This is a genomic window from Brevibacillus sp. MCWH, assembly GCF_013096935.1.
GTDB classification, from domain to species: Bacteria; Bacillota; Bacilli; order Brevibacillales; family Brevibacillaceae; genus Brevibacillus; species Brevibacillus aydinogluensis.
Map to the genome: position 1 here is coordinate 229532 of NZ_SDLF01000002.1, position 24228 is coordinate 253759.

At 56.6% G+C, this 24228-nt stretch carries 29 protein-coding genes, 1 pseudogene and 1 riboswitch; of the genes and pseudogenes, 7 read left to right on the forward strand and 23 right to left on the reverse strand.

Annotated features, from left to right (window positions below; all coding sequences use genetic code 11):
- Positions 1-9: 9 nt before the first annotated feature.
- From ETC00_RS02655 to ETC00_RS02665, 3 genes are read right to left on the reverse strand one after another with little or no spacing between them, the layout of a single operon-like run.
- Entirely contained in the window at positions 10-282 is a 273-nt protein-coding gene (locus ETC00_RS02655) for a hypothetical protein (RefSeq protein WP_171564414.1), read from the reverse strand.
- Between the two features lie 10 nt (positions 283-292).
- Positions 293-619, reverse strand: a complete 327-nt coding sequence (locus tag ETC00_RS02660; RefSeq protein WP_171564415.1) for a YlaH-like family protein — start codon at positions 617-619, stop codon at positions 293-295.
- Between the two features lie 3 nt (positions 620-622).
- Complete coding sequence (locus ETC00_RS02665; protein WP_171564416.1) at positions 623-1483, reverse strand: deoxyribonuclease IV; 861 nt, start codon at positions 1481-1483, stop codon at positions 623-625.
- Between the two features lie 159 nt (positions 1484-1642).
- On the opposite strand from ETC00_RS02665, the gene ETC00_RS02670 reads away from it, so the two are divergent.
- The gene (locus tag ETC00_RS02670) at positions 1643-1873 is read left to right on the forward strand and encodes a hypothetical protein (protein WP_171564417.1); all 231 of its coding nucleotides are present in this window, start codon (positions 1643-1645) and stop codon (positions 1871-1873) included.
- An 81-nt stretch (positions 1874-1954) separates the two neighbouring features.
- Here ETC00_RS02670 and typA read toward each other — a convergent pair whose 3' ends face one another.
- The 6 genes and pseudogenes from typA to ETC00_RS02700 all read right to left on the reverse strand — a co-directional run.
- Positions 1955-3796 carry a translational GTPase TypA gene (gene typA / locus ETC00_RS02675; RefSeq protein ID WP_171564418.1) on the reverse strand — a complete coding sequence of 614 codons (1842 nt, stop codon included), beginning with the start codon at positions 3794-3796 and terminating at the stop codon, positions 1955-1957.
- Between the two features lie 171 nt (positions 3797-3967).
- A complete protein-coding gene (gene speD / locus ETC00_RS02680) occupies positions 3968-4372 on the reverse strand; it encodes an adenosylmethionine decarboxylase (RefSeq protein ID WP_171564419.1) in 405 nt (134 codons plus the stop codon).
- Between the two features lie 234 nt (positions 4373-4606).
- Complete coding sequence (locus ETC00_RS02685) at positions 4607-5203, reverse strand: hypothetical protein (protein WP_171564420.1); 597 nt, start codon at positions 5201-5203, stop codon at positions 4607-4609.
- A gap of 324 nt (positions 5204-5527) precedes the next feature.
- Positions 5528-6052 carry a DUF4446 family protein gene (locus ETC00_RS02690; protein ID WP_171564421.1) on the reverse strand — a complete coding sequence of 175 codons (525 nt, stop codon included), beginning with the start codon at positions 6050-6052 and terminating at the stop codon, positions 5528-5530.
- A gap of 76 nt (positions 6053-6128) precedes the next feature.
- Positions 6129-6782, reverse strand: a complete 654-nt coding sequence (locus ETC00_RS02695) for an endonuclease III domain-containing protein (RefSeq protein WP_171564422.1) — start codon at positions 6780-6782, stop codon at positions 6129-6131.
- Positions 6783-6968: 186 nt separating this feature from the next.
- A pseudogene (locus tag ETC00_RS02700) lies at positions 6969-7250 on the reverse strand (hypothetical protein); the annotation flags it as partial.
- A 406-nt stretch (positions 7251-7656) separates the two neighbouring features.
- Between ETC00_RS02700 and ETC00_RS02705 the strand changes: the two are divergent.
- Positions 7657-8307 (forward strand): YktB family protein, encoded by a 651-nt coding sequence (locus ETC00_RS02705; protein WP_171564423.1) that lies wholly within the window; start codon positions 7657-7659, stop codon positions 8305-8307.
- A gap of 115 nt (positions 8308-8422) precedes the next feature.
- Here the strand turns inward: ETC00_RS02705 and ETC00_RS02710 are convergent, their stop codons facing one another.
- The gene (locus tag ETC00_RS02710) at positions 8423-9532 is read right to left on the reverse strand and encodes an NAD(P)H-dependent flavin oxidoreductase (RefSeq protein WP_311837315.1); all 1110 of its coding nucleotides are present in this window, start codon (positions 9530-9532) and stop codon (positions 8423-8425) included.
- A 39-nt stretch (positions 9533-9571) separates the two neighbouring features.
- On the opposite strand from ETC00_RS02710, the gene ETC00_RS02715 reads away from it, so the two are divergent.
- Positions 9572-11044: an aminotransferase class I/II-fold pyridoxal phosphate-dependent enzyme gene (locus tag ETC00_RS02715; RefSeq protein WP_171564425.1), complete on the forward strand. Its 1473-nt coding sequence runs from the start codon at positions 9572-9574 to the stop codon at positions 11042-11044.
- Between the two features lie 112 nt (positions 11045-11156).
- Here ETC00_RS02715 and ETC00_RS02720 read toward each other — a convergent pair whose 3' ends face one another.
- The 5 genes from ETC00_RS02720 to ETC00_RS02740 all read right to left on the reverse strand — a co-directional run bounded on the left by ETC00_RS02720 (position 11157) and on the right by ETC00_RS02740 (position 15509).
- The gene (locus ETC00_RS02720) at positions 11157-13253 is read right to left on the reverse strand and encodes a hypothetical protein (RefSeq protein WP_171564426.1); all 2097 of its coding nucleotides are present in this window, start codon (positions 13251-13253) and stop codon (positions 11157-11159) included.
- 118 nt (positions 13254-13371) lie between these two features.
- Positions 13372-13497, reverse strand: a complete 126-nt coding sequence (locus ETC00_RS02725; RefSeq protein WP_171564427.1) for a GapA-binding peptide SR1P — start codon at positions 13495-13497, stop codon at positions 13372-13374.
- A 151-nt stretch (positions 13498-13648) separates the two neighbouring features.
- On the reverse strand, positions 13649-14452 hold the full coding sequence (locus ETC00_RS02730) for an alpha/beta hydrolase (RefSeq protein WP_171564428.1): 804 nt from the start codon (positions 14450-14452) through the stop codon (positions 13649-13651).
- Positions 14453-14504: 52 nt separating this feature from the next.
- Positions 14505-14804 (reverse strand): DUF3055 domain-containing protein, encoded by a 300-nt coding sequence (locus ETC00_RS02735; RefSeq protein ID WP_171564429.1) that lies wholly within the window; start codon positions 14802-14804, stop codon positions 14505-14507.
- Positions 14805-14984: 180 nt separating this feature from the next.
- Complete coding sequence (locus ETC00_RS02740; RefSeq protein WP_171564430.1) at positions 14985-15509, reverse strand: MarR family winged helix-turn-helix transcriptional regulator; 525 nt, start codon at positions 15507-15509, stop codon at positions 14985-14987.
- A 184-nt stretch (positions 15510-15693) separates the two neighbouring features.
- On the opposite strand from ETC00_RS02740, the gene ETC00_RS02745 reads away from it, so the two are divergent.
- On the forward strand, positions 15694-16122 hold the full coding sequence (locus ETC00_RS02745; RefSeq protein WP_171564431.1) for a DUF1885 family protein: 429 nt from the start codon (positions 15694-15696) through the stop codon (positions 16120-16122).
- 60 nt (positions 16123-16182) lie between these two features.
- Here the strand turns inward: ETC00_RS02745 and ETC00_RS02750 are convergent, their stop codons facing one another.
- From ETC00_RS02750 to dapD, 5 genes are all read right to left on the reverse strand, one after another.
- Positions 16183-16602 (reverse strand): DUF4912 domain-containing protein, encoded by a 420-nt coding sequence (locus ETC00_RS02750; protein ID WP_311837303.1) that lies wholly within the window; start codon positions 16600-16602, stop codon positions 16183-16185.
- Between the two features lie 66 nt (positions 16603-16668).
- A complete protein-coding gene (locus ETC00_RS02755) occupies positions 16669-17262 on the reverse strand; it encodes a hypothetical protein (RefSeq protein ID WP_171564433.1) in 594 nt (197 codons plus the stop codon).
- A gap of 378 nt (positions 17263-17640) precedes the next feature.
- Positions 17641-18786: an N-acetyldiaminopimelate deacetylase gene (locus ETC00_RS02760; RefSeq protein WP_171564434.1), complete on the reverse strand. Its 1146-nt coding sequence runs from the start codon at positions 18784-18786 to the stop codon at positions 17641-17643.
- A 4-nt stretch (positions 18787-18790) separates the two neighbouring features.
- Entirely contained in the window at positions 18791-20008 is a 1218-nt protein-coding gene (locus ETC00_RS02765) for an aspartate aminotransferase family protein (RefSeq protein ID WP_171564435.1), read from the reverse strand.
- Positions 20009-20024: 16 nt separating this feature from the next.
- On the reverse strand, positions 20025-20735 hold the full coding sequence (gene dapD, locus ETC00_RS02770) for a 2,3,4,5-tetrahydropyridine-2,6-dicarboxylate N-acetyltransferase (RefSeq protein WP_171564436.1): 711 nt from the start codon (positions 20733-20735) through the stop codon (positions 20025-20027).
- Between the two features lie 92 nt (positions 20736-20827).
- Positions 20828-21014, reverse strand: a riboswitch (Lysine riboswitch).
- 149 nt (positions 21015-21163) lie between these two features.
- Here dapD and ETC00_RS02775 point away from each other — a divergent pair.
- Both ETC00_RS02775 and ETC00_RS02780 read left to right on the forward strand, forming a co-directional pair.
- The gene (locus ETC00_RS02775; protein WP_171564437.1) at positions 21164-21607 is read left to right on the forward strand and encodes a flavodoxin; all 444 of its coding nucleotides are present in this window, start codon (positions 21164-21166) and stop codon (positions 21605-21607) included.
- Positions 21608-21732: 125 nt separating this feature from the next.
- The gene (locus tag ETC00_RS02780) at positions 21733-22278 is read left to right on the forward strand and encodes a GNAT family N-acetyltransferase (protein WP_171564438.1); all 546 of its coding nucleotides are present in this window, start codon (positions 21733-21735) and stop codon (positions 22276-22278) included.
- A gap of 62 nt (positions 22279-22340) precedes the next feature.
- On the opposite strand, the gene ETC00_RS02785 is transcribed toward ETC00_RS02780, so the two are convergent.
- Genes ETC00_RS02785 through ETC00_RS02795 form a run of 3 tightly spaced genes read right to left on the reverse strand, consistent with a single transcriptional unit; the run spans position 22341 to position 23865 of the window.
- Positions 22341-23150, reverse strand: coding sequence for an EcsC family protein (locus tag ETC00_RS02785; RefSeq protein ID WP_171564439.1), 810 nt, complete (start codon positions 23148-23150; stop codon positions 22341-22343).
- A gap of 19 nt (positions 23151-23169) precedes the next feature.
- Positions 23170-23391: a hypothetical protein gene (locus ETC00_RS02790; RefSeq protein ID WP_171564440.1), complete on the reverse strand. Its 222-nt coding sequence runs from the start codon at positions 23389-23391 to the stop codon at positions 23170-23172.
- Between the two features lie 21 nt (positions 23392-23412).
- Positions 23413-23865 carry a DUF1284 domain-containing protein gene (locus ETC00_RS02795; protein WP_171564441.1) on the reverse strand — a complete coding sequence of 151 codons (453 nt, stop codon included), beginning with the start codon at positions 23863-23865 and terminating at the stop codon, positions 23413-23415.
- Between the two features lie 152 nt (positions 23866-24017).
- Between ETC00_RS02795 and ETC00_RS02800 the strand changes: the two genes are divergently transcribed.
- Positions 24018-24182: a hypothetical protein gene (locus tag ETC00_RS02800; protein WP_171564442.1), complete on the forward strand. Its 165-nt coding sequence runs from the start codon at positions 24018-24020 to the stop codon at positions 24180-24182.
- Positions 24183-24228 lie beyond the last annotated feature (46 nt).

A 24228-nucleotide genomic window follows, 5' to 3' on the forward strand; every position in this document is an offset into this window, starting at 1 on the left:
ATGCCGGTTCTACTCGTTATACCGGGGTTCGTTTTCGATTGCAGCCAAAAGCGATTCCGCTTCCTCCGAGGGATAGCGGCGTTCCCAGACTTCGTCGGGGAAGACGCAGCGAACCACGTACCAGTCCCCTTCGCGGCGATACTCGCATTCCGATGCCTGGTGGTCCTCTCTCAGGATGTCCGCGAAAAATGCTGCCGTATCCAGAGCGGACCGGTCATCCGGCCGCGCGTCGGCGACGATTTGAATCTGCAGCCAGTTGTAGAGCGCATCCTCCCGCTTCACGACGGTTCCCTCACTTCCCGCTGCGTTCTCCCGGCTTGTTCCGCATCTTGACGATCACCAGAATGGCAACGGCGACCAAAAGTGCGCTTTTCACCGGGAGCTGCACGTCCAGAATGGCAAAAATCAATGCGCCGATAAAGAGCAGCACATACAACAGGAGCGTTTTCAGAATCGGCATGCGCCAGCGGGTGGCAAACCCGAGATAGTACACGATGATCAACTCGACAAAAATGATCCAGGTGCGGTAGTGGTCCGCCCACAAGCGGAAGCTGTCGTACGCCGACAGCTGGTCCGGTGCGGCTGGTGAATAGGTGGAGGCAAGCTCAAACCACTCCATGCGTCACCCCTCCTGCCCCGCAGCGTCCAGGCCCTCGCGGCGCAGTTCGTGCAGGTACACCATCTCGTCTGCGTACTCCCGTTCGTCTTCCACTGGGGTTTCCAATACAACAGGCAGGTGCTGGAGTTTGTCGCTCACCAGGAATTTGGCCAGCGCTTCACTGCCAATCTCCCCTTTGCCGATTTTTTCGTGGCGGTCTTTCCGGCTGGCAAAAGGGGCCTTGCTGTCGTTGAAGTGGATCGCCACCAGGTGCTCCAGATAGCCTGTCCGCTCCATCTCTTCCAGCAGGTCGTCAAACGTCTCTCCTCTCCACTGCCCGGCGGCAAAGGCGTGGCACGTGTCAAAGCAGAACCCGATTTTCTCGGGGAAACGGGTGGCGGCGCGAATCTCCATCAGATCCCGGATCGTCAGTCCCAGTTCGGAGCCTTGGCCAGCCGTGTTTTCCAGCAGGAGCTTGACCGGACCGTCGTACTGCTCCAGAATCAGGTCCAACGTCTCTACCATTCGTTTTGTCCCGTATTCTTCCCCTTCGCCGACGTGCTTGCCGCAGTGCACCACGGCGCCGACCGCCCCGTAGGCTTCGGCAATATGCAAATCTTCCAAAATCGAGCGAATCGTCACTTCCTGCAGATCCGGCTTGGGCGTAGACAGGTTGGTGATGTAGGGGGTGTGGCAGACCAGGGTGAGATCGTGCTTTTGCAGCAGGTCCACCCCTTTGGTCGCGTCCCGGTAGTCAATTTTTTTCGGGCGCAGACCGCGCGGGTTCTTCGTAAACACCTGCAGCGATTCCGCCCCCAGCTCAATGGCGCGCAGGACTGCTTGTTCCAGTCCCTTGCCAACGCTGATATGGCATCCGATTTTCAATCTGGTTTCACTCCTACGATAAAATCTGTCCATTTAACTTTATCAGTTGGCCCGTGCCCTGTCAAAATGAGAACCCTGCGCATGCAGCAGTATCATAAAACGCGATCCGTCCGCTTACCTATGAAGTAGTGACCATTCAGCAGAGCGGGAGGGAAACGGGTGAAACATGCACAAGCGATGGCCAGCGTGCAATTTTTGCAGGAGCGGTTCGCCTACCGCACCATGTACGACTCGGTGAGAAAAAGCGGACTGGGCCAAGTGCGAACGATTGTGGTGCAAAACCAGGACGGCGTAGTCCGTGTCCTGCAAAGCACCGTGCGAAACGGAACAGAATCGCTGCAGCAGATCATCCTCGCCGAGGAAGAACTAAACATCCTGAAACAGCTGTAGCCAATCCCACGAGCAAACCGCATGACGGAAAAAAGAAAAGCCGTGCTGCCTGTATAGACAGTACGGCTTCTTCCGTTGTCGTTACGCCTGTGCCTGCGCTTCCCAGCGTTTTTGCTTTTCGTAGCGCTCCCGCTCCGACTTGGTCAGGAACTTCTTGCGCAGGCGGACAGACTGCGGCGTCACTTCGCACAGTTCGTCGTCGTTCAGATACTCCAGCGCTTCCTCCAGCGTCAGCAGACGGGGGGTTTTCATCTTCACCGTCTCTTCTTTGGTCGCCGAGCGGACGTTGGTGGCGTGCTTTTCCTTGCAGACGTTGACGGTCAAGTCGTTGTCCCGGTTGTGCTCGCCTACGATCATCCCCTCGTACACCTCTGTCCCCGGGGTGATAAACATCACGCCGCGGTCTTCGACGGACATCAGACCGTACGTGGTCGCTGTGCCCGTCTCGTTGGAGATCAGCACGCCGGCACGGCGGCCGCCCACGCTGCCGGGAACGTACGGACGGTAGCTGTCAAACGAATGGTTCATGATGCCGTATCCGCGGGTAATGGTCAAAAACTCGGTGCGGTAGCCGATCAGCCCGCGGGAGGGAATGATGAACTCCATCCGCACCTGGCCGAAGCCGTTGTTGATCATGTTGACCATCTCTGCCTTGCGCTGACCCAGCGTCTCCATGACGGCACCCGTGTACTCCTCCGGCACATCGATAATCAGGCGCTCCGCCGGCTCCATTTTTTGGCCGTCGATTTCCCGCACGATCACTTCCGGTTTGGAGACGGCAAGCTCAAACCCTTCCCGGCGCATGTTTTCCACCAGGATGGAGAGATGAAGTTCGCCCCGGCCGGATACGATAAACGCGTCGGGCGAATCGGTCTCCTCCACACGCAGCGACACGTCTGTCTCCAGCTCCGCCATCAACCGGTCGCGCAGTTTGCGGGAGGTGACGTGCTTGCCCTCCCGTCCGGCAAACGGACTGTTGTTGACGAGGAAGGTCATCTGCAGCGTCGGCTCGTCAATTTTCAACAGGGGCAGCGGGTCGGGATGATCGACGTGGCAGACGGTCTCGCCGACGTTGATGTCCTCCAGTCCGGCGATCGCCACAATGTCCCCCGCTTTGGCCGTCTTTTGCTCCACGCGCTGCAGGCCGGAAAAGCCGAACAGCTTCTGCACGCGCATCCGCTTGATCGAGCCGTCCCGTTTGACGACAGCCACCATGTCGTTGACGTTGATCGTCCCGCGGTAAATCCGGCCGATGCCGATGCGGCCCAAAAAGTCGTTGTAATCCAGCATCGTGACCTGCATCTGCAGCGGAGACGCTTCATCCGCTTCCGGCGCCGGAATGTGCTTGACGATCGTTTCAAACAGCGGGCCCAGGTCGCCCTGCAATTGATCCGGCTCCATCCCCGCAATGCCCTGCAGACCGGATGCGTATACAATCGGAAACTCCAGCTGCTCTTCCGTCGCGTCCAGGTCGATGAACAGATCGTACACCTCGTTGATCACTTCCTGGGGACGGGCGTTTTCCCGGTCCACCTTGTTCACGACGACGATCGGCGTCACCTTCGCTTCCAGCGCCTTCTTCAGCACGAAACGGGTCTGCGGCATACAGCCTTCAAATGCGTCGACGATAAGCAGCACACCGTCCACCATGCTCATGATCCGCTCCACCTCACCGCCGAAGTCGGCGTGGCCGGGCGTGTCCAGGATGTTGATGGTATACTCCTTGTATTTGACGGACGTCGTTTTCGCCAGGATGGTAATGCCTCGCTCCCGCTCCAGATCGTTGGAGTCCATCATCCGCTCCTCCACCTGCTGGTTGCTGCGGAACGTCCCCGATTGGATCAGCAATTTGTCAACCAGCGTCGTTTTCCCGTGGTCGACGTGGGCAATAATCGCAATGTTGCGGATGTCAAGACGCTTCATGTGTACCTCCTCTAGGTATGCGTACCTTTCATATTATCAGGTTGTGAAAAACGGCACAATGGACACCTGCGATGAACGACGATTGGATGTCACTCAGCCGCCAATCCCGGAGCAGGATTGACGTAAAAGAGGTGCGGATGATTCCGCACCTCTTGGCTTTGCTGGCGATTGTTACTTGCTTGCTACTTCAAACGTCTTGATTTCCGGTTCGGAAACTTGCAGTTCGCCGGTGCCGCGTACCAGTTTCTTCGCGTACACTTTTTCCGGCTTCAGCACGGAAATCAGGTAGTCGATCGCCACTTGCGGATCGACAGTTTCGCCACAGGTGTAGCAGTCCAGAGCGGCAAATCCGCGCTCGGGATAGGTGTGAATGGACAGGTGGCTTTCCGAGAGGAGAACCAGAACGGTAGCCCCTTGAGGAGAAAACTGCTTGGCTTGCACGCCCAATACGGTGGCGCCACACGCTTCGGCAGCCTCAATCATTTCTTTCTTCAAATATTCGGCGTCGTTCAACAAATCAAACTGAACTCCCCATGTGTCAACGGCAACGTGTCTTCCGAAAGTCGAGTATTCCATCTTTCGGTTTCCCCCTTCCTAGCAAGTGTAATGTTAAACATCGCTAGGACCTGCGTCATTCACTAACGGGGGCGGTTTTCCTCATGTAATCCACCCTTTAAAGTGAATCCTGGTTCCTAATCTTGTTTCCAACGAAAACAAACATACCATGCTTCTGCCCAAATGACAATACTTTTTTTGGAGAAAAACCAGGAAAACAAAAAATGGGCGGATGCGCCCATTTTTTGCTTGCTCTTATGCTTCCAATTGAAACAAACGGCGTGACAACGCGGCCAGTCGAAGATCAATCGCATTGACCTTTTCCGGGGCCGTTCTCTTTGCCCAATTACGCAAATCAAGCCATCGATCCGTCTCTTGCCGAATCGATTCGATCTCCTGTTCGCTGCCCATCTGCCGGAACAGGGATTCCAGTTCCCGTGCAACGTTTCCCTCGGTGTTCTCGAAGATGGACACCTCTTCGTCGCCGGAGACTTCCTGAATGCTTACGACAGAGCCTTCGTCGTAATGGTAGACGATTGTAAATCCGTCGTAGATTCGGTGCACGATTCCGTGACCGCGAAATGTTTTCATGGCTTTTCGCATCGCGTTGGCCAACTGCATGTCTCGGATGAGGTAGGAACTTTCACACGAATAACGGTTGCCAGTCCGGTGGAAGGTCAGTTGGATCTCCCCGTTCTGATCCGTCAGCAACACGTCACGATCACCGTTGTCGCATACTTTAACATCGACTGAAATGTGTTCATTGGCGAAGAGCGCGACAAATCGGTCCAGCTCTTCTTCATTCATCGTGAAATAGGCCTTGGCGTAATTGGTTGCTAAACGCTGTGCCATACTATCTCCTCAATTCTTGTAAATTCCTGGCTCGTTCAGACAATAACGACTGCCAATTGAGGAGATACGCTACGTGTCAACAAAGGAACGTTGTAGAATCTGGCCTTGCCCCGTGAATCGATAATCGATTTGGGTAATGAAGGCGGATCACCTACTTTTTGTAATTAAACCGTCCTTGACACTTTTATTATACACGATGTGCAGGCAAAAGTCTTGAGCGAAAAGCGGATGAATTTTCGCAAAAAGCTCAAATATCCCCAAGAAATGGCGAGGAGGGAAAAAGAACTCCCTGAATCTGTGCAATGCGTGCCATTCCTGTAGGATTTACCGGCTTTTCTCATCCAGTCGGCCAGCACTGTTGTTCATCGCTTTGCGAATGGCGGTACGTTCTTCCTCGGAGAGCTGATAAGGAGATTCGCCGCCCTGCACCGGTTTGGCATACATGCGCGATTCATCCCGTCCGTAGATGCTGGTGATGACCACGCCGTTCTGCGCGTCGTCCACGATGGCAAGCGAAAAGCTCAAGTCGCTGCCCAGTTCGGCGAACGCATTGTAGCGGACGAGCGCCACGTTGGCACACTGGCTTCCAACGCGCTGCGCCAGGCGGTTCAGCGTAAACTGCTGGTCATCCTGCCGCTTCTTCACCTCGACCACTTCGTCCATGAGCCGGTGCATGCCCTCTTCCAGGTTGGCCCCGCCCGTCCCCGACAGCAGCCGGTTGAGCGATTTGCGCAGCCGTTTGATCCGCACGGACTGCATGATGATGAGCACGAGCAGGAGGAGGTTAAACGCGAGCACGGTCAACAGCAAGATTGGCGTGTCGGCCGTCAATGATAGGAGTGGTTCCATGCGATGTTTTCTTCCTTTCTGGTGGTGCGTAAATGCCAAAATCCTCTACTATTGTACCTCCGTCCGGTCGGGCAATTCAAATGGAATCATGCAAATATCGGCAATCGTCTGCAAACAAACAGGCCGAACAGCGGGGAAGGCGCTTTGCGCAAATCGCCTTGCCGTGCTCCACGATCAAACCGTGCAGCCGGCGCAGGTCTTCCGCCTCCGTCAGCTCCGCCAGAATGGCCCGCCGCACCTGTTCGTAGGAAAGCACTTCGCCGGTGAGCCGCTGCCACAATCGACGGGTATAGGCGTCCCCGGAAATGGTCGGCCGGGTCAATGCGTAGGCCAGGATCGTGTCCGCCGTCTCCGGCCCGATTCCTTTCAGGAGCAGAAGCTGTCGGCGCAGCTCGTCCGTGCTGTCTGTCAACCGGCGAAGCCTGTCCACTCCGCCATGCTCCACGACCCACCCGGCCAGCCGCAGCAGCGCAGCGCTTTTCGCCCGCTGAAATCCGGCCGGACGAATCACCTCCGCCAGTCGTTCGACCGTCTCGCCAGCCAGTGCCGCCGGTTCAAGCAATCCCGCCTCTTCCAGTCTGTCAAGCGCTTTGCTTGCATTGATCCAGGTCGTATTCTGCACCAGTACGCTCCCCGCCATGCGGGCGAACGGCTCGGTCACCCCCCACCACTCATCCACGGTAAACGACGGGAATGTCCGCTCCAACGTGTGGTATATGCGCTTCCACATGCGCTCATCCCTCCCGCAGACGCGTTTCCCTTTCATTGTAGCAGATACACCGCGAGCAAAAAGACGCCTTCCGCGCCCCATTCCGAGACCAAAAAAAGCGACACCTACCATGACGAGATGTCGCTTTTTTTATTCTCTATGCACATGTTCGAGACTCATCTTCCTGTACGTTCCTCCAGTCGTTCGTTACGCTTCCAGCAGCAGCATTTCACGGCTGAGCTGCTTTAACCGTTCGGTTGATTTGCGAATTTGCACCTTGTCATTCTCCTGCAGCGCATCGTACAGCGTGGCCAGTTCGTAGTCCAGTTCCAGGCGCAGGACGGGTATGCGTTCTTCGGCGTCGCGTCGTTTCAGAGCGGCAATCACCTGATCCATGGTTACATTGCAAGCCTTTTCGTGGATCATTGTTTTCTCAGCTCCTTTTGTTTCGACTGTTCTGACGGCCTCTTCCTGCCGAATGCGCTTTACCGACGAGGTGCCGGTACGTTCATTCGGCCATGCCGTCGGGGGTGTTCGCGCGGAAAAGAAACTGCCTGTAGGACTCCCTTCACGAGACGCTGCTCCCGCTTTCGAGTGTGTGCGGCATCGCGTGCCGGTGGTCCGGCCAAGCCAACCTGCCAGCTCCCCAAACTCCAGATTCCTTGTCGTAGTTCATCCACCCCCATTCACAGAATACTCAGACAATGTTGCTGCAGACGGGAGCGAGTGGTATATCATATTATTCTGCGGCTTGGATTGCTATTCATTTCCCGACATGTATTTTTTTCCGGCTTGTTATGTTATCATATGGGGGATTACAAGCTCCCTTGACGGGGACGCCTGCCCGTTTCTCGCGGGCAACTTGCGAGACAGTCTGAAGCGAGGTGTCCGTTTCATGAAAACGTTTTCAGGTTTTCGTCAGGAAGACTTTGACGTATTTGCCATTGACGGCTTGGATAACCGGATGGAGGCGATCAAAACCGTCATCCGCCCGAAACTGGAGGCGCTCGGCCATCATTTCGCCCCGACGCTCTCCACGGCGTGCGGCAGCGAAATGTTTTACCATGTGGCCAAACACGCCCGCCGGACCGTCAATCCGCCAAACGATACATGGGTGGCCTGGGCTCCCGACAAGCGCGGGTATAAAAAGCACCCGCATTTTCAGGTGGGGCTGTGGGGCACGCACCTGTTTGTCTGGTACGCCGTCATCTACGAATCGCCCGTAAAAGAGGAGATCAGTCAATCGATGAAGCGGCATCTGGATGAGATCCTGGAGATCGTCCCCGATGATTTCCGCTGGTCCCCCGACCACACCCAGCCGGACAGCACCCCGCAGGCTGAATTGGGACGGGAGGGCATCCTCAAGCTGGTGGACAGGCTGGCTGCCGTGAAAAAAGCGGAGATTCTCTGCGGCATTACCATCGACCGGCACGATCCGGTGCTGGCCGACGGCGACAAGCTGCTGCAGCGAATGGACGATACATTTGCCGTGCTGACCAGGCTGTACAACCTGTGCAGGTCCGGTTCGCTGGCTGCTTCTCGCTAAAGGTAGTGAGAATATATGCAAAAGAACAGGTCCGCTTTCTATCGAAAATGAGGCGTGCCTGTTCTTTTTTCATTGTCTCGCGTACCGGACGAGAGATGGGAATAAGCGGTATCGGCTATTCCCGCTCGACACTGGCGCGCAGCGCAGCAAGTCTTTCCTCCACCTCCCGGAACATCCGCTCGAAGAGTTCCTGCACGGTCGGCACATCGTGGATCAAGCCGATCACCTGCCCGGCCCAGCCAAAGCCTTCCTCAGCGTTCCCCTCGTAGATGAAGGTACGATTGCGCTCGCCGCTGATGTAGGGCTTCAAGCGTTCGTAGTCAGCGCCTTCCTGCTCCAGCTGCAGGATTCGGTCGGAGCCAGGGGTGCGCACGACGCGAGCGGGTGTGCCAAGCGTTCGCTTGATGACGGCCGTATCGTGCTCTGTGCCTTTTAACAGTGCGTCCTTATAGGCAGGATGGGCGTGCACGCATTCCTGCGTTGCGATGAATCGGGTGCCCATCTCCACGCCGTCCGCTCCCAACGCCATCGCCGCGAGCAGACCGCGACCGTCACCAATGCCGCCGCTGGCCAGGACGGGAATTTTCACCGAATCCACGACGCGGGGAATGAGCACAAACGTCCCGATGTCGTCACGCCCCAAATGGCCGCCGCCCTCCTGACCCACAGCCATAACTGCATCGGCACCGATCGCTTCCGCCTTTTGCGCCTGCCGCACGGAGGCGACGAGCACCAGCTTTTTCACGTCATGGCCGTCGGTTCGTCGAATCAGCGGTTCCGGGTTGCCGCCGGTGATTGATATGACCTTGACGCCCTCCTCCAGCGCGACCTCCAGCATGTGTTCGTACGGACGACCGTGCTGGCCGATGGCAAAATTGACGCCGAACGGCTTGTCTGTCAGCGCTCGTACCTTGTGAATCTGTTCGCGCAGGGCCTCGGGTGACGGCAGGGACATTGCCGTGATCTGCCCCAGACCGCCGGCATTGGAGACGGCTGCAGCTAGCTCGGCGTAGGCCAGGTACGCCAATCCCCCCTGGACGATGGGATAGCGGATGTGAAGCAGTTCCGTTACTCTCGTTTTCATCCTCTTCACCTCGCTTATCACAAAACTTCTCGGTGCAGGGGCAAAACTCCTGCCTGTAAACGCATACATGAATAAAAATCCGCTTGCTTTCCCGATGCTTTTTGCTATACTCAACTTTGTTTGTTTCGTTGCATCCATCATTTTCGCATATTCATCTTTCTGGTAAAGCGAGGCGATCGTATGAGTCAAATGAAAACTCCTCTGTTCAGCGGGTTGGTGGAGCACGCCCGAAAAAATCCCATCCAGTTTCACATTCCGGGTCACAAGAAGGGCATGGGCATGCACCCGGCATTCCGCGAGTTTATCGGGGAGAATGCGCTCTCGATTGACCTCATCAACATTGCTCCTCTGGACGATCTGCATCATCCCAAGGCGATGATCAAAGAGGCTCAGGAATTGGCCGCCGAAGCGTTCGGCGCTGATCATACATTCTTTTCCGTACAAGGGACAAGCGGTGCGATCATGGCGATGATCATGGCCACCTGCAAACCGGGTGACAAGATCATCGTGCCGCGCAACGTGCATAAATCCGTCATGTCGGCGGTTATTTTTGCCGGAGCCGTTCCGGTGTTCATTCACCCGGCCATGGACGAACGCCTGGGGATTTCCCACGGGATTACGGTCAAGGCCGTGCAAAAAGCGCTGCAGACCCATCCGGACGCGGCCGCTCTGCTGGTGATCAATCCCACCTATTACGGCATCGCCGGGGATCTGCGGGAAATTGTGCGCATCGCCCACCAATACGGCATTCCCGTACTCGTGGACGAGGCCCATGGCGTGCACATCCATTTTCATGAGGACCTGCCCATTTCCGCGATGCAGGCGGGGGCGGACATGGCGGCCACCAGCGTACACAAGCTGGGCGGGTCGCTCACCCAGACCTCGATTCTCAACGTGCGGGAAGGACTCGTGGACATCGACCGGGTGAAAACGGTGATGAGCATGCTGACCACCACTTCCACATCGTACATTTTGCTGGCGTCGCTGGACATGGCCCGGCAGCATCTGGTCCTGAACGGACGGGCGATGATGGACGAAGCGATTCGGCTCGCCGACAAGGCGCGGAAGATGATCAACGAGATTCCCCGCATCTACTGCATCGGCCGGGAAATACTCGGCAAACCGGCGACGTATGCAATGGACCCGACGAAGCTCCTGATCCACGTGCGGGATCTTGGCATCACCGGCTGGGAAGTGGAAAACTGGCTGCGGGACAAGTACAACATCGAAGTGGAATTGAGCGACCTGTACAACGTGCTCTGTCTCATCACCCCCGGCGACACGGACGAGACGATTGAGGTACTCGTCAACGCTCTGCGCGAGCTGGCAGTGGAATTTGCCCATGTGCAGGCGGAGGAAAAGCCGGCAATTGTCCTGCCGAGAATCCCCGTGCTGTCCATGACGCCGCGCGACGCGTTTTACGCGGAGACGGAGGTCATCCCGCTGGCGGAAGCGGAGGGCCGCGTCATTACCGAATTCATCATGGTCTACCCGCCGGGCATCCCGATTTTTCTCCCCGGCGAAGTGATTACGGCCGACAACATCGCCTACATTCAGGAAAACATTCGCGTCGGTCTCCCGGTACAGGGGCCGGAAGACGAGACGCTTCGGACCGTCAAGGTGGTCAAACAGCAGGCCGCCATCTCCGGCTAAAGCCAGTGACAGCCGCTGCCTCATCTCGAGTGCAGCGGCTTTTTTGATAATCATAAACAGGCAGGCCAGGAGGGAACCACGCCCTCGCAGCCTGCCTGTTTTGTCTGAAAAATTATTTGTACACGCGGATGACAACGTTGTCCAGACCGGATTCATACACCAAGTCTAAAAACAGATCGGCGTCACTCAGCGCATCCAGGAAGTTCAGGGACACTTCGTTCTTTGTGCCGACAAAGAAGACGAAATAGATGTCTTCATAGTCGTTCTCGTCAATAATGTCAAAGAACGAGTCGTCCTCCAGCACTTTGAGGAAATTGTAATCCCGGTAATCGCCCGACGGTTCATCGTCGTCTTCATCGTCCCGCGGGTCTGTGACTGCGAGCGTGTACACGGCCGGATTGCCGTCGCGGTTATCAATCCACACCACGCGGTTGCCGCTCAGGCGAACTTCATCCATTTCCGCATCATCGGACCAGTAGTACCTGCTGTACGTTTCGTCTTCAATGTCGTACAACTCGTAGCTGAAGTCTTTATTGCGCGAACCGCGCTTTTCCTTGAACAGGACCAGGTTGCGGGACGCCTGCGGTTCAATCTGATCCCCGTCCGTCCAACGCGTGAGCACATCGGTACGGTCCCGGCGAATGTCGTAATAGTACAGATCGTACGATTTGGTTTTGGATGAATATTCACTCCACACAACGACGTTGTCGCCCACGCTGGCCCCGGTAATGTCAGCATTGGTGCGCACTTCCGTCTCGTCCTCATCGTCCAGGTCGTACAGGTAAATGCTGTCTTTTCCGGAGCGTTCCGTTACCCACAGCACGTAGTTGCCGTAAATGTCAACAGCCTTGGGGTTGCTCACCCTTGCAATATCCTCGGTTTTTTCCGTGGACAAGTCGGTTACGTACAGATCGCGGTCATCGTCGATCCACGCCAGCTTGCTGCCGTCCAGTTCGTACAGCGTGTCGGAAGGTTCGTCCTTGCTGCTCGTCACCCTCTTCTGGGTACCGCGGCGAATGTCGTACGCGATCAACGCTTCGTCCTCAGCGTCATACCAGACGACATAACGGTCGCTGACCAGGGGACGGCGCGGCTCCGAACCGGATTTGCTGATCACGGAACTGGTCTGCGTTTTTAGATCGTGCAGAACCACCGAAGATGATTTCTTGTTTTCATTGAGGTAGACCACATAGCGGTCATCGCCGTCCGGTTGGCTCGGTTCTCCGGACAAGCCGCCGATTGGGACCAACTCTTCTTCGTCCAAGTCGTACAGATAGAGATGCACCTTCTTGTCGCCGTCTTGTTTCGCAAAGATCACGTAATCGCCGTAAATGCGCGGCGGCAGCTTGTCGTAGACCTCTTCGTCCAACTCCTCCGCATCGTCGTAGTCTACATCGCCGATCATCAGTGCACCCTCTTCGATATACACGTATGTATCTCCGTACAGATGCGGGTATGCCTGCTCGTTGGAGTCGTCCGTCAGGCGCTTGTTTCGCTCGCGGCCGATCATGTAGACGTACAGGTCGTCGTATCGCTCGTCCTGGTAAATGATCTGGTCATCATAGATCGAGGGATTGGTCTGATGGCCGAGCGAGGTAACCGCTGCGCGTTCCCGTCCGCTCTTGATGTCGTAGTAGTAAATGTCGACGTTGCCGTTTCGACGGTCTTCCCACGCGACATACGAGGGGCTTACCGTCGGTTTGCTCGCCTGGCCGCTTGTGGAGATCCGGACTTCTTCCCCGGTATTGATATTGTAGAGGTAAATGTCGGATTTTCCGCCATGTTTGCCGCTCCAGGCCACGTAGTTTCCGGCCAGTTCCAGTTCCATCGCTTCTGTCGAGCCGTCCGTCAGGCGCACTTCCTTTTTCTTTGCGATGTCGTACAGGTAGACATCCGAACCGCCGTGACGGGAATCGATCCAGGACACGTACTTGCCATCCACGCGCAGGTGGGATTTGGCAGATTGCTTGTCCCCGATTTGACTTTCTTTATGCTCATCGAGATCATACAGAGTGATAACTTTTTCGCCCTCTGCGATCCAGACAGCGTAATCCTTGGAAATGTCAAAACCGGCTTTGGAAATGACCGGATTGCCTGAGTCGATGCGGACTTCTTCCCCTACGTAGTACGCAAAAGCCGGAGTCCCGCTCCACAGGGTCGTGGCCAGCAGCGCCGCCGCCAACAAACCTCGGATGGGGGTTCTCTTCATTGTAACGATTCCTCCTTTTGTGACGTTTCTCCCTCTTTTACCAATTATCCGACATATGGCAATGGATGTCAAAAAAAATCAGGCGCTATCGACAAGCGCCTGACGAACTATTTGCATGTTACTCCTGTTCCTGTTTTTCACTGGGGCAGCAGTCGCAGTTGCAGATCCCGTACAGCGTTTTCACCTGGTTGCTTTCAAAATGCTCGATAATCGTCCCACAACTCTGACAAACAATCGTACCCATATTCGAAATCCCTCCGCGTTCGTACTGCCTAAGCGCAGATCAGCCAAAAGTGACATCAAAATGTGATGGTACTTTTATATTAATATGACATACTAATGAGAGTCAATACGAAAAACACACACAATATCGCCAATTTAGTATGTCACATTTATCATTGACCACCGTGTCGCTTCAGCCACTCCAGCATCTGCCGCAGCACGTCCTCCCGCTCGGGTTCGTTCAGCACTTCGTGGCGCAGTCCGGGAAAACGGACAAAGGTGACCTCCGCCGGCAAGCCGGACGCAAACCGTTCCACTCCGTCCGGATCGACCAGTTGGTCATCTCCTGCCTGCAGCACCAGCACGGGAAGGTCAAGCCGCTCCCGCTCTTCCCAGGCGGCCCGCATGGCCCGGTTGAGCTCCTGGAACCAGCGGACGCTCACTTTGGAATAGATGTACGGATCGTTTACGTATTCCGCCTGCACCTGCGGATCGCGGGAGACCATGTCCGCCGTGATCCCGTTTGCCATCACCAGCCTGGGCATGGCGCGATCCAGCCATTGCGCCAGCCTGGCCTTCCACACTGGCACGTCGATCTTCAACTGCAGGCAGGGCGAACTGAGCATCAACCCGGCCAGCTGACGCCGCTTCTCATACCGCTGGACAAACCGCACCGCCACCAGACCGCCCATGCTGTGCCCCAGGAGAAAAACGGGCCGCTCGTCTCCAGCTGCCTTGAGCGCCCGCTCCGTCCAGGTTTCCACGGCGTCCAGATACTGTGAAAACGAATCAATGTGCCCCTTTTTCCCCGGCGAACGACCCCACCCGGGCAGATCCCCGCTGAATACATCCACGCGGTGGTCATTCAAAAAGGCCGCCACATGCTTGTAGCGTCCGTGATGCTCGCCAGTTCCGTGCACCAGCACGACCGCCGCGACCGGATCGGCGACCGTCCAGGCATGGAAATAGCTGTCCATTCTCCTCCCTCCCCAAGACAAAAACGGGCAGAAGGAATCCTTCTGCCCGATGTCAGTACTGGTTATCTTCCAACGGCACCGATGGCAAACACTCCTGGAAAAACTGCGACAGCATTTCTGCTTCATTCTGGCAGTCGATCCGAAAAACCTTTTTCAGGTACTCTGGATTGACCGCGTCCTCCGAACTGAGAAGAGTGGATTGCCCCGTCTGCATACAGATGACCAGCGGCTTACCATCAAACTTGTTGGTGAAGACGATCCCAAAGTCGTGCCGTGCAAGTTCCGTCGCAACACCGAAGAAGCGCACCTGAGCAGTCTCCGCAACGTCGTACAAGTGGTCGAACCGTTCCATCAGCAATCCCTCCTCATGGCATTGATGTCCGAAAAGCAAATTGATGAAATTTTCGGATTGTTTATCAGTATATCAAAAAAAGCGGCAGATTTCCACCCCTGCCCTCGCAGCAGCCTCGTGGCCGCACAAAAGCGCCTGGGTGTTCTGCCGCCTCTTTTGCTCACCAATCCTGCTGTGATCCTAGCTGATCAGATGGCGAAGGTTGGGAACGCGGTCCTCCCCTTCCTGAATCCAGCGAACTTTTTCCGCTCCATGCAACGATTGGGCGACAAACGACAAACATTCAAAGAACAGTTCCACAACGGCCGAACTGTACCGCTCCTCCAGCTTTTCCAGCGCATAGGTGAGCCGAAATATCGACGGTACGTTCCGCCTGCTCGCTTCGATCACTTCCCGTCCCTTCTGCGTCGGGTAGACGTGCACCACGCGCCCGTCCAGCTCCGACTTTTCGATCGAGACCATCCCTTTTTCCACCAGCTTTTTGATATGAATGACGATGGAAGACGGATGCCAAAAGGTCCATTCAGCGATCTGCGTCACGCGGACGCCTTCGTAGCAGTAAATGATCCAGAGAATATTCAATTGCACGGACGAATCCAGCTCCGCTTCCTTGGCCGCCCGTTCCCAGTCTTCCTTGTTGACGACATCAATGGCGCGCATCGTGTTTAATGCTTCATAAACGTTTCGAATTGAAACCTCGTGCATCGGGTCCATTCCTCCACGATCCTTTATCATTGTTTCTCTTTCCTGTAATGAATGTGATATTTATTTTACACTTTTCAGAAAAGACGCGCAATTATTTTCCTTGTAACATGTCGCATTGCCAATGAGTGGCAGGAAATGCTACACTAATCGCAAGAGATTCCCGGGACTAGGAGTGACGGCAATCGTGAACCTGAAATCGGCCTACATCTATTTCGTGGAAGGTTCCACAGCCACGAAAGCGGACATCGACGACGTCAAGGCAAAGTTTGAGCGATACATTGAGATGACGAAAAAAACGGGGGAACAACTGGGGTGGACCTACGCGGACGCCGCCTTTCCGTACGTGATCGAGGAGCGGCCGGAAGGGAAGGGTTCCTGGTTTTTGCTGAAAGGCAAGGATCCCAATCTTTACAAGGCCATCATCGTGGGCGTGGGCTCCCGCGAGGAGAACGGCCAGGAGCAGTTTTTCATTCAGGTCTCCCTGCCGGAGTCGGCCACGCACGGCGATATGAACAAGGCAAATGAATTCTGCCGCTATTTGGCCCGCGAATACAAGGCGGAGCTGCACCTGTTCAACAAACGCATCCAGTACTTCCAGCCGCGCAAACCGTGAGCGGCCGGACGACAAAAAAAGGCTCTCCCGAGTGGAGAGCCGTTTTAATGCGTACGTTGATCAAATCGGTTGAGATCGGGACAGCGAATAAAATCTGCCATCAACCATTCGAATCCCCAAATCCACACAGTAGCGCAAGCCCTGTGTGACGCCGTAGAGGATCCACTCCGATGAGCGGTGGTTAATGTCAAAGTCAGTGTAGAGGTCGGTGCCGTCGTTGCGGATCTCGTTGCGGTCTGTCACATCAAAGAGGCGGAGGACAAATGGCAGTTCGGCAAACGGGATGGCAAATTTCCGCTCCACTTCCCGTTCGAACTCCTTTGTCATGTGCCATTGGGCCAGGATCGAATGCTCATCTTTCCAGGCAATCCGTATACTCGGGCCTTCTATGTCTGTGGATGACCGCGCGGGATTTGTCTCCATTCGCTCCCATCGTTCCTTTCTCTCATGTACTTGCATCAGGGTGACGCAAAACGTCATTTGTTACTCATTATACCATGACAACAAGCCATGTGGAAACGCGACCAAGCCAATTTTCTCATTGGGCTATCGTCCGACGGTAAAGCTGTTTTCACCGACGGTGATGTACTCGTTGGACTTCTCTGTCTTCATCTGCAGCTGCACTTTGTACGTTCCGTACAGTTCCAATTTGGTGGAGACAAACGGTTCGGAGAAGTAGAAGCTGTTGGCGTTCAGCGTCGAGTACTTCCACTCTTTGCCGTGGTCTACCTCTTTGCCGTCCGGGCCGATCAGCACCAGGCGCAGCCTCAGGTCTTTCGTCACCGGCGCGTCATCCACCTCGACAAACACGTTAAACGTCCGGGGCACGTCCTTGTCGCTGTACCCTTTGATCGGATTGCTGAAAATGATGTTCTTGTTGCGGGATTGCTGAATGCCTTCCAGCACGAGAATATTGACGTTCGGCTTGACGATCTCCAGTTTTCCGGAGCGTTGATCGTACTCGACAAAGCCTCCCATCCGCTTGACCAGTTTCTGCATCGAAGCGCTCGTGGAAGCGGGCAAGCTATCGACGATGCGCTCGCCGCTCAGATAGACCCGCATCGCGCCTTCGCCCAGGGCCGTGCTTCCAACTCCGGCGATCGTCAGCAACAACAGGGCAGACAACCATGCTTTCTTCATGTCACAATCCTCCAGTATGTTCTGCGCCTCTCTCAGCGCGTAATTTCCCAATTTCTTTTGCATTAACTTATACGCCCAAGCCGGCAAATAGTTGTGGTCGCCCCGCAAACTTTTTTCACAATATCCACAATATCCACAGGCGGATCTCGTGCTGGAGGAAGGACTTATCAACACTCTATTCAGATAAAAGAAAAAGCGACTCGCGTGGAGTCGCTTCAGCATGCAGACAAAGTCCGAGGCGCATGGGAGATTGGGCCCGCTCGCTCGCTTGACGCCCAGCACAGAAGCGGATGAAGTCCGCTCCAAAACGAGACGCGGGGCCCATCCCTCCATGCGACGATGTACATTGTCTACGGCTTCGGTTGATGAATGGGTCGCTCAGATCGGCCATTCCTCCTGTCCGGACAGCCAGGTCAGATAGTCCGTCACCAGGCTGATTGCGATGTCGATCGCCCGCTCGTCCGGTTCGATCTTTGCATGATGCAGGCCGTAGGGGGTATTCACCCCGAGCCAGAACAACAAGCCGGGGATTTCTGACAGGAAAAAGCCGAAGTCCTCTCCCGTCATCGCTTCGCTGCAGCGAATCGGCGTGATGTCCGGGCGCTGGGTGCCCACCCACTCCATGAACTGCTCCGTCAGCAGCTCATGATTGTACACCTGGCAGTACCCGCAGCCGTAATCGATGGCAGCCGTGCACTCGAAACCCGCTTCGATACCTTTGACCAGCGCCTCGATGCGGCTTTTCACCCGGGCCATCGACTCCAGCGACATCGTCCGGATTGTTCCTTCCAACCGCGCCGTTTCCGCGATGATGTTCTGCCGGGTACCCCCTTCGATTTTGCCCACCGTCACGACGGCCGCATCGAGCGGATCGACGTTGCGGGCCACAATCGACTGCAGCTGCGTCACCAGATGGCTGGCCGCCACCACCATGTCGTTTGCCTTGTGGGGAAAGGCCGCGTGCCCCCCTTTGCCGGTCAGCTCAATCATCAGCTCCGAGGTGTTGGCAAACAGGATACCCGGCTTGGTGGCGATGTGTCCCACCGGGTACTCCGGCGCGATATGCAGCGCAAAGATGCAGTCAGGCCGCCACTCAGCAAATTCTTCGCTCTCCATCATCGGCTTGGCGCCGCCCGGTCCTTCTTCGGCCGGCTGAAACACGAAGAGCAGATCGTCATCGACGGGATGGTGCACAAAATGGGTCAGAATGCCCAGCCCGATCGCCATGTGCATGTCGTGGCCGCAGGCGTGCATGTACCCCTCGTGCTTGGAGCGGAACGGATAGGTCGTCTCCTCCCGGATCGGCAGACCATCCATGTCCGCCCGCCAGGCGATCGTCCGCCTGGGATGAAGCCCGCGCACCCTGACGAGAATGCCGGTGCGCCAGGTCCTGATCTGCAGGCGCTCCTGCGGCAGCCGCTCCAGATAGTCCAGCAGGTAGCGCTGCGTTTTGTACTCCGCAAAACCGGGTTCAGGTATTTGATGCAAGTCGCGGCGAATCTGCACAAACGCAGAATCGGTCATCCCTCTACACTTCCTTTCCGGTGCCGAGCGCCGTCAGCTGACGGGCAAACTCGTCGATAAACCGGTCCACATCTGCCCGCGTCAAGGTAAGCGGAGGCAGCAGGCGGACGATCGTCTTTTGCGTCACGTCGACGAGGAAGCCCGCAGCCAGCAGGTTTTGCTGCAGCCGGGCCGCTTCTTCGGGTGTAACGTTCAGCGGAATGCCCACCATCATCCCTTTGCCGCGCAGTGCATGAAGCTGCTCCGGCAGGCGCTGTCTCAGCTCTTCCAGACGGCCCCACAGGTAGCCGATCACGTCGCTCACCTGGTCACAAAAAGCCGGGTCGAGCAATTCGTCCAGCACCGCATTGCCCAGCGCGGCGGAGAGCGGCGAGGGCGCAAAGGTGGTGCCATGATCCCCCGGCTTGAACAGATTCATCAGCCGTTGGCCGGCGATCACCCCGCCGAGCGGCAGACCGCCGCCCACTCCTTTGGCAAACAGGATCAAATCAGGCGTCACTCCGGCGTGCTGATACGCGAACAGACGACCCGTTCGTCCCATGCCGGTCTGGATTTCATCCATGGCAAACAGCACGCCCTCTTCCCGGCAGATCGCCTCCGCTTCCTTCAGAAACGCTTCGGAAAGCGGCACCACACCGCCGGAGCCGAGCACCGGCTCCATCAGGAGGGCGGCTGGCTTTTCGCTGCGGCAGACGGCGCGAAGCTGTTCTGCGTCTTCTGCATCCAGCTCGTAGACGGGAAAGTCAGGCTGGGGAAAATCCTGATAGACATGGGGCTGCCGCGTCAGTCGCACCGCTCCCAGCGTGCGCCCATGGAAGCTGTTGCGCAGGACGGCGATACCCGACCGGCCGGCCCCCTCCGCTTTTGTCCATTTGTGAATCAGCTTGATCGCCGCTTCCGTCGCCTCCGCCCCGGAGTTGGAGAAAAAGACCTTGCCGGGGATGGTGTTGTCGATCAGCCGCTGTGCCAGCCGGATCGCCGGCGGGTTGAGAAAGATGTTGGAGATGTGCAAAAACCGCTCGCCCTGCTCCCGGAGCGCCTGGACAATCCGCGGATGGGAGTGGCCGAGAACATTGACGGCCAGTCCGGTAAACAGGTCAAGATACGCCCGGCCGTCGGTGTCGTACAGATAGTTGCCCTCTCCTCTGGCGATTGCGATCGGCAGCCGTTTGTACGTCGGGACGATGTACTGTTCGTCGAGTGAACGCCAGTCCGTAGCCATCTTCTCACTCACGCTCCTACAGTTGCCGCAGCTCCTGCTTGATTTCCGTCTTGGAGCGTGTCTTTTCGTCGATCTGCTTGATGATGCGCGCCGGAGTGCCAGCCACGACCACGTTCGGCGGAACGTCCTCGATGACGACCGCACCGGCAGCCACGACGGAACCTTTGCCGACGCGAACGCCTTCCAGAATCACCGCGTTGGCACCGACTACCACGTCGTCTTCAATCACGACCGGCTGGGCGGACGGCGGTTCGATCACGCCTGCGATGACTGCACCGGCACCGATGTGGCAGTTTTTCCCGATAGTGCCGCGGCCGCCGACCACCACGTTCATGTCGATCATCGTTCCTTCTCCGATGACAGCGCCAATGTTGATCACGGCCCCCATCATGATGACGGCGTTGTTGCCGATGCTCACCTGGTCGCGGATGATCGCGCCCGGCTCGATGCGCGCCTGGATGCCTTTCGTGTCCAGCAGCGGAATGGCGGAGTTGCGGCGGTCGCTTTCCACCACGTAATCGGCGATTTTATCCTTATGCTGTTGCAGCACCGGCTCGATTTCCTTCCATTCGCCGAAGACCACGCCCGTGCCGTTGCTGATAAACGTTTTGGCGCTTGGGCCGAAGTCGATGCCGTCCAGCTCCCCTTTCAGGTATACCTTCACCGGCGTTTTCTTTTCGCTTTTTTGAATAAACGAGATAATTTCATGCGCATCCATCATGTTCACTGTGAATCTCCTCCATCACATGTATGTGAAAATGTAGAAAAAGCAATGAGTGCAGACGCTATCCTCATTGCTTTTTTGATACCTGAAAGCAAACCGTAAATAGCGCTCCACGAAAGGCCGTGCCTTTCATGACAGGGCGACCGTTGTTCACGGGAACCCCAGCCCTCGCCGTCCGAGGGGTACGGCCAGAACTTCGGCGCCTTGGCCTTTCCGTCTTTCCACGCCCCCCGCGTTTGTATGGCAAGACGTACTCTTCCGCAGCGCACCTCTATTTGTTAATGGTTATGGAATTTCCTTTTACTCTATCAAAATCCTCCCCGGGTGGCAACATCTGAATGAAGAAGAAGCGAAACATAATAGTTGACAACGATAATCATTTTCATTATCTTGTAATTGAAAATGATAACCATTATCTATTCGGAGGGCTTATGAAAACGATTATTCTCGTTTATGCAAGCATGACAGGAAACACCCGGGAGATGGCCGATGCAATCGTCGAGGGCATTCGCTCGGCGGGAATCGAACCGGAGGTAAAGGAAGTGCTGGACTGCTCCGCTTCCGATTTGGCCGACTATGACGGCATTGTGCTTGGTGCCTACACGTGGGGAGACGGAGAACTGCCAGACGAGTTTCTGGATTTTTACGAAGAGATGGAAGGGCTTGACCTGCGGGGCAAAAAAGCGGCGGTATTCGGCTCTTGCGACTCCGGCTACGAAAAAGTGGGAGCCGCCGTCGACATTCTGCTGGAAAAAGTAACTGCGCTGGGCGCAGACGTCCCGTTGAACGGGTTGAAGGTGGAACTGTCCCCGTCCGCCCAGGAGAAGGAAACCTGCCGGGAATTCGGACGTTCGTTTGCACAGTCGCTGATGTAGCAAAAGAGCGCTAGCGCCCCATCCGTACGGTTCCGGCCAATCTGCCAAGCCGTCTTTTCAAAAAGGACGCATACGTGATACACTGGCGGTCCAGATTCTATCAAGAGGATAAGGAGGACCGCCCCATGTCTTCACAGGCACCCAGCGTGTACATCCGCCCCCTGACGGCAAATGACGCACCGGCCATGTTGGACCTGCGCGTTCGCAATCAGGCGTTTCTTCAACCGTTTGAACCGATCCGTCCCGCGTCGTTTTTTACCCTGGAGGGACAGCGGGAGCAGCTGGCGTCCGCCGAGCGCGACTTCGCGGCGGGTACCGCCTACGCATTTGGCGTTTTTCTGCGTGAAGGCGACGAGCTGATCGGCCGCGTCAACCTTACCAACATCGTGCGTGGCGCCTGGCAAAACGCCACCATCGGCTACTTTCTCGACCAGTCATGTGGCGGACGCGGCTGTATGACGCAGGCCGTCAGGCAGGTGCTGGATTTTGCGTTTGCCAAAGCCGAACTGCACCGCGTACAGGCGGCGGTCATGCCGCGCAACACGGCCTCCATCCGCGTGCTGGAAAAGACCGGCTTCCGCCGGGAAGGGCTGTCGCTTCGGTATCTGCAGATCAACGGCGTCTGGGAAGACCACCTGATCTTCGCGATCACGAGCGAGGAGTGGGCGTAAAGCGGCCAGTCCCGTGCCGCCCTGGCAGCGGGAAAGCCGGAGCGCACGGGACATCCTGCCCGTCAGGCTCCGGCTTCTTCCTGCCTCAGCCGCTCCAGAATCCGCCGCTTGCGGTACAGCATCCGGCCCGTTTCCGCCACATCCTGCACGGTGGAGCGGTTCAGGTAAGCGCCAAACAGCATGCCCGCCACCGGTACCATCTGAAACAGCTTTTTCCATCCAAAGTTTTCCGTGTACGTCACCACCACTTCCCGCCAACCTTGCAGTTGGGCAATGACATCCCGCTGTCTTTCGGGCTCGTCAAAGCGGGAGAGCTCCTCCAGGATCGCGCGCTTGCCGACAATGTCGGAAGAGGCAAATTGCAAACATTTGACGATGAACAGCCGCTCCCGTTTTTCCTCCGGGCGGTATCCGTAACAGAGTGCCATCTCCTGCAGCACCTTGAGCGAGGTGCCCAACAGCAGCGGAACGTCGATCGCCAGGGTGAACAGGCCGCCCACCCCCGTTGTCGCTCCCTGCACCGTGGCAAATGCGGCGCGGGATGACACTATTTCCGCTGCCACCTGGTCCATGCTGGCCAGCGGCAATCCCTTGACGTCCTCCTGCTTGGGCCGTCCCTTACCCTGCTGGGCCTCCTGAAACCGCGCATACACCGCCTCATCGCTTACCAGATAGGTACCCCCCTGTTCCAAAAAGGCGGCCATTTCATCGACAGCCGTCCCCAGCTTTTCCCTGACGACGGCAGGCGTAATGCGGTCCAACAGCACAAATGGCAGCCGGCCCAGCTTTTCCCAGAACCACAGGTCCTTCTGATCCCGTTCCCACGCTTCCACTTCGTTCAACGCCCGCAAGAGCATCTCTCTCGTCTCCATGCTGACTCTACTCATCTCCTTACCCGCGCGTCTGCCCCTCTCTGCCCGGCTGTGCGGCCGTTTTACGTAACCGGCAGCGGGTGCGCAGCATCGCTTTTGCAAAGGCCTCCAGTTCTGCGAGAGACGCAAATCCCTCAAAGACCTCACATCGTTCTACGATCCCCAGCTTGAGATGTTTCACCGCGCCGTCCTCCAACCGGAACCCCAGCTTTTCCAATACGCTGCGCTCTTCGTCGGTCACGATTTTCTCTCTCCTTTCCGGCTATGGGGCGGTTTTCCGCTCCTGCCTGCCGGCCTCTGTCTGGCGCAAGCGGGCGATGCCCTCGCGGCACACGCCGTATTCGTACCAGGAGCACCCGGCGCAGAGGAAGGCCAGATCGTCCGGTGCCACCAGGCGGCGGGTGCGCTCCACCAGTTCCGACTTGAGGTAGACCTCTCCCGCCGTCAAGCCCAGATGGGTAAGAACGTTTCGGTCCAGCGTCTGCACGTGCTCTTCCGAATCGGGGGAAGCTTCGCACCGTTCCGCTCCCTTGTTGGGACACGCCTGGCACGCGTCGTCAAAGTCCTGCACCACCCGGATGGGAAAATCCTGCCGGGGATCGCGGATTCGCTCGACGATTTCCCCCATTTTGGCGACAAACGCGGGGCTGTACCCCATCCCCTGAAACCCGTGAACGCACAGCAGATGATGGCCGCGCAGCACAATCGGTTCCATACGTTCCTCCTCCCTGCCGACATCCGGCATCTTTTCCCTGGTTTTATCGTACTGCTTTCACCATCCCGCCACAAGGCGGCTGCCGGGACAGGCATAATGCTGGCGCTGCCGGCAAACGCTAGGGACAGCCCAAATGAAAGGAGGCAGGATCGATGGACAAGCGGACGGACGAGCGCAAACCGAATCGCAATCCGAAGCACGAACCGACCATCGCGCCCGGGATGGAGATGGACGAGTTGGAAGAAAAGGCGACGGAAGAAGAAATAAAAAACGGCGACTCCACCTCGGTAACCACGCTGTATCTTGACCGAATATAGGAGCATAAATAGGTAAAAACTATACATTTCATCATTTTTATAGATT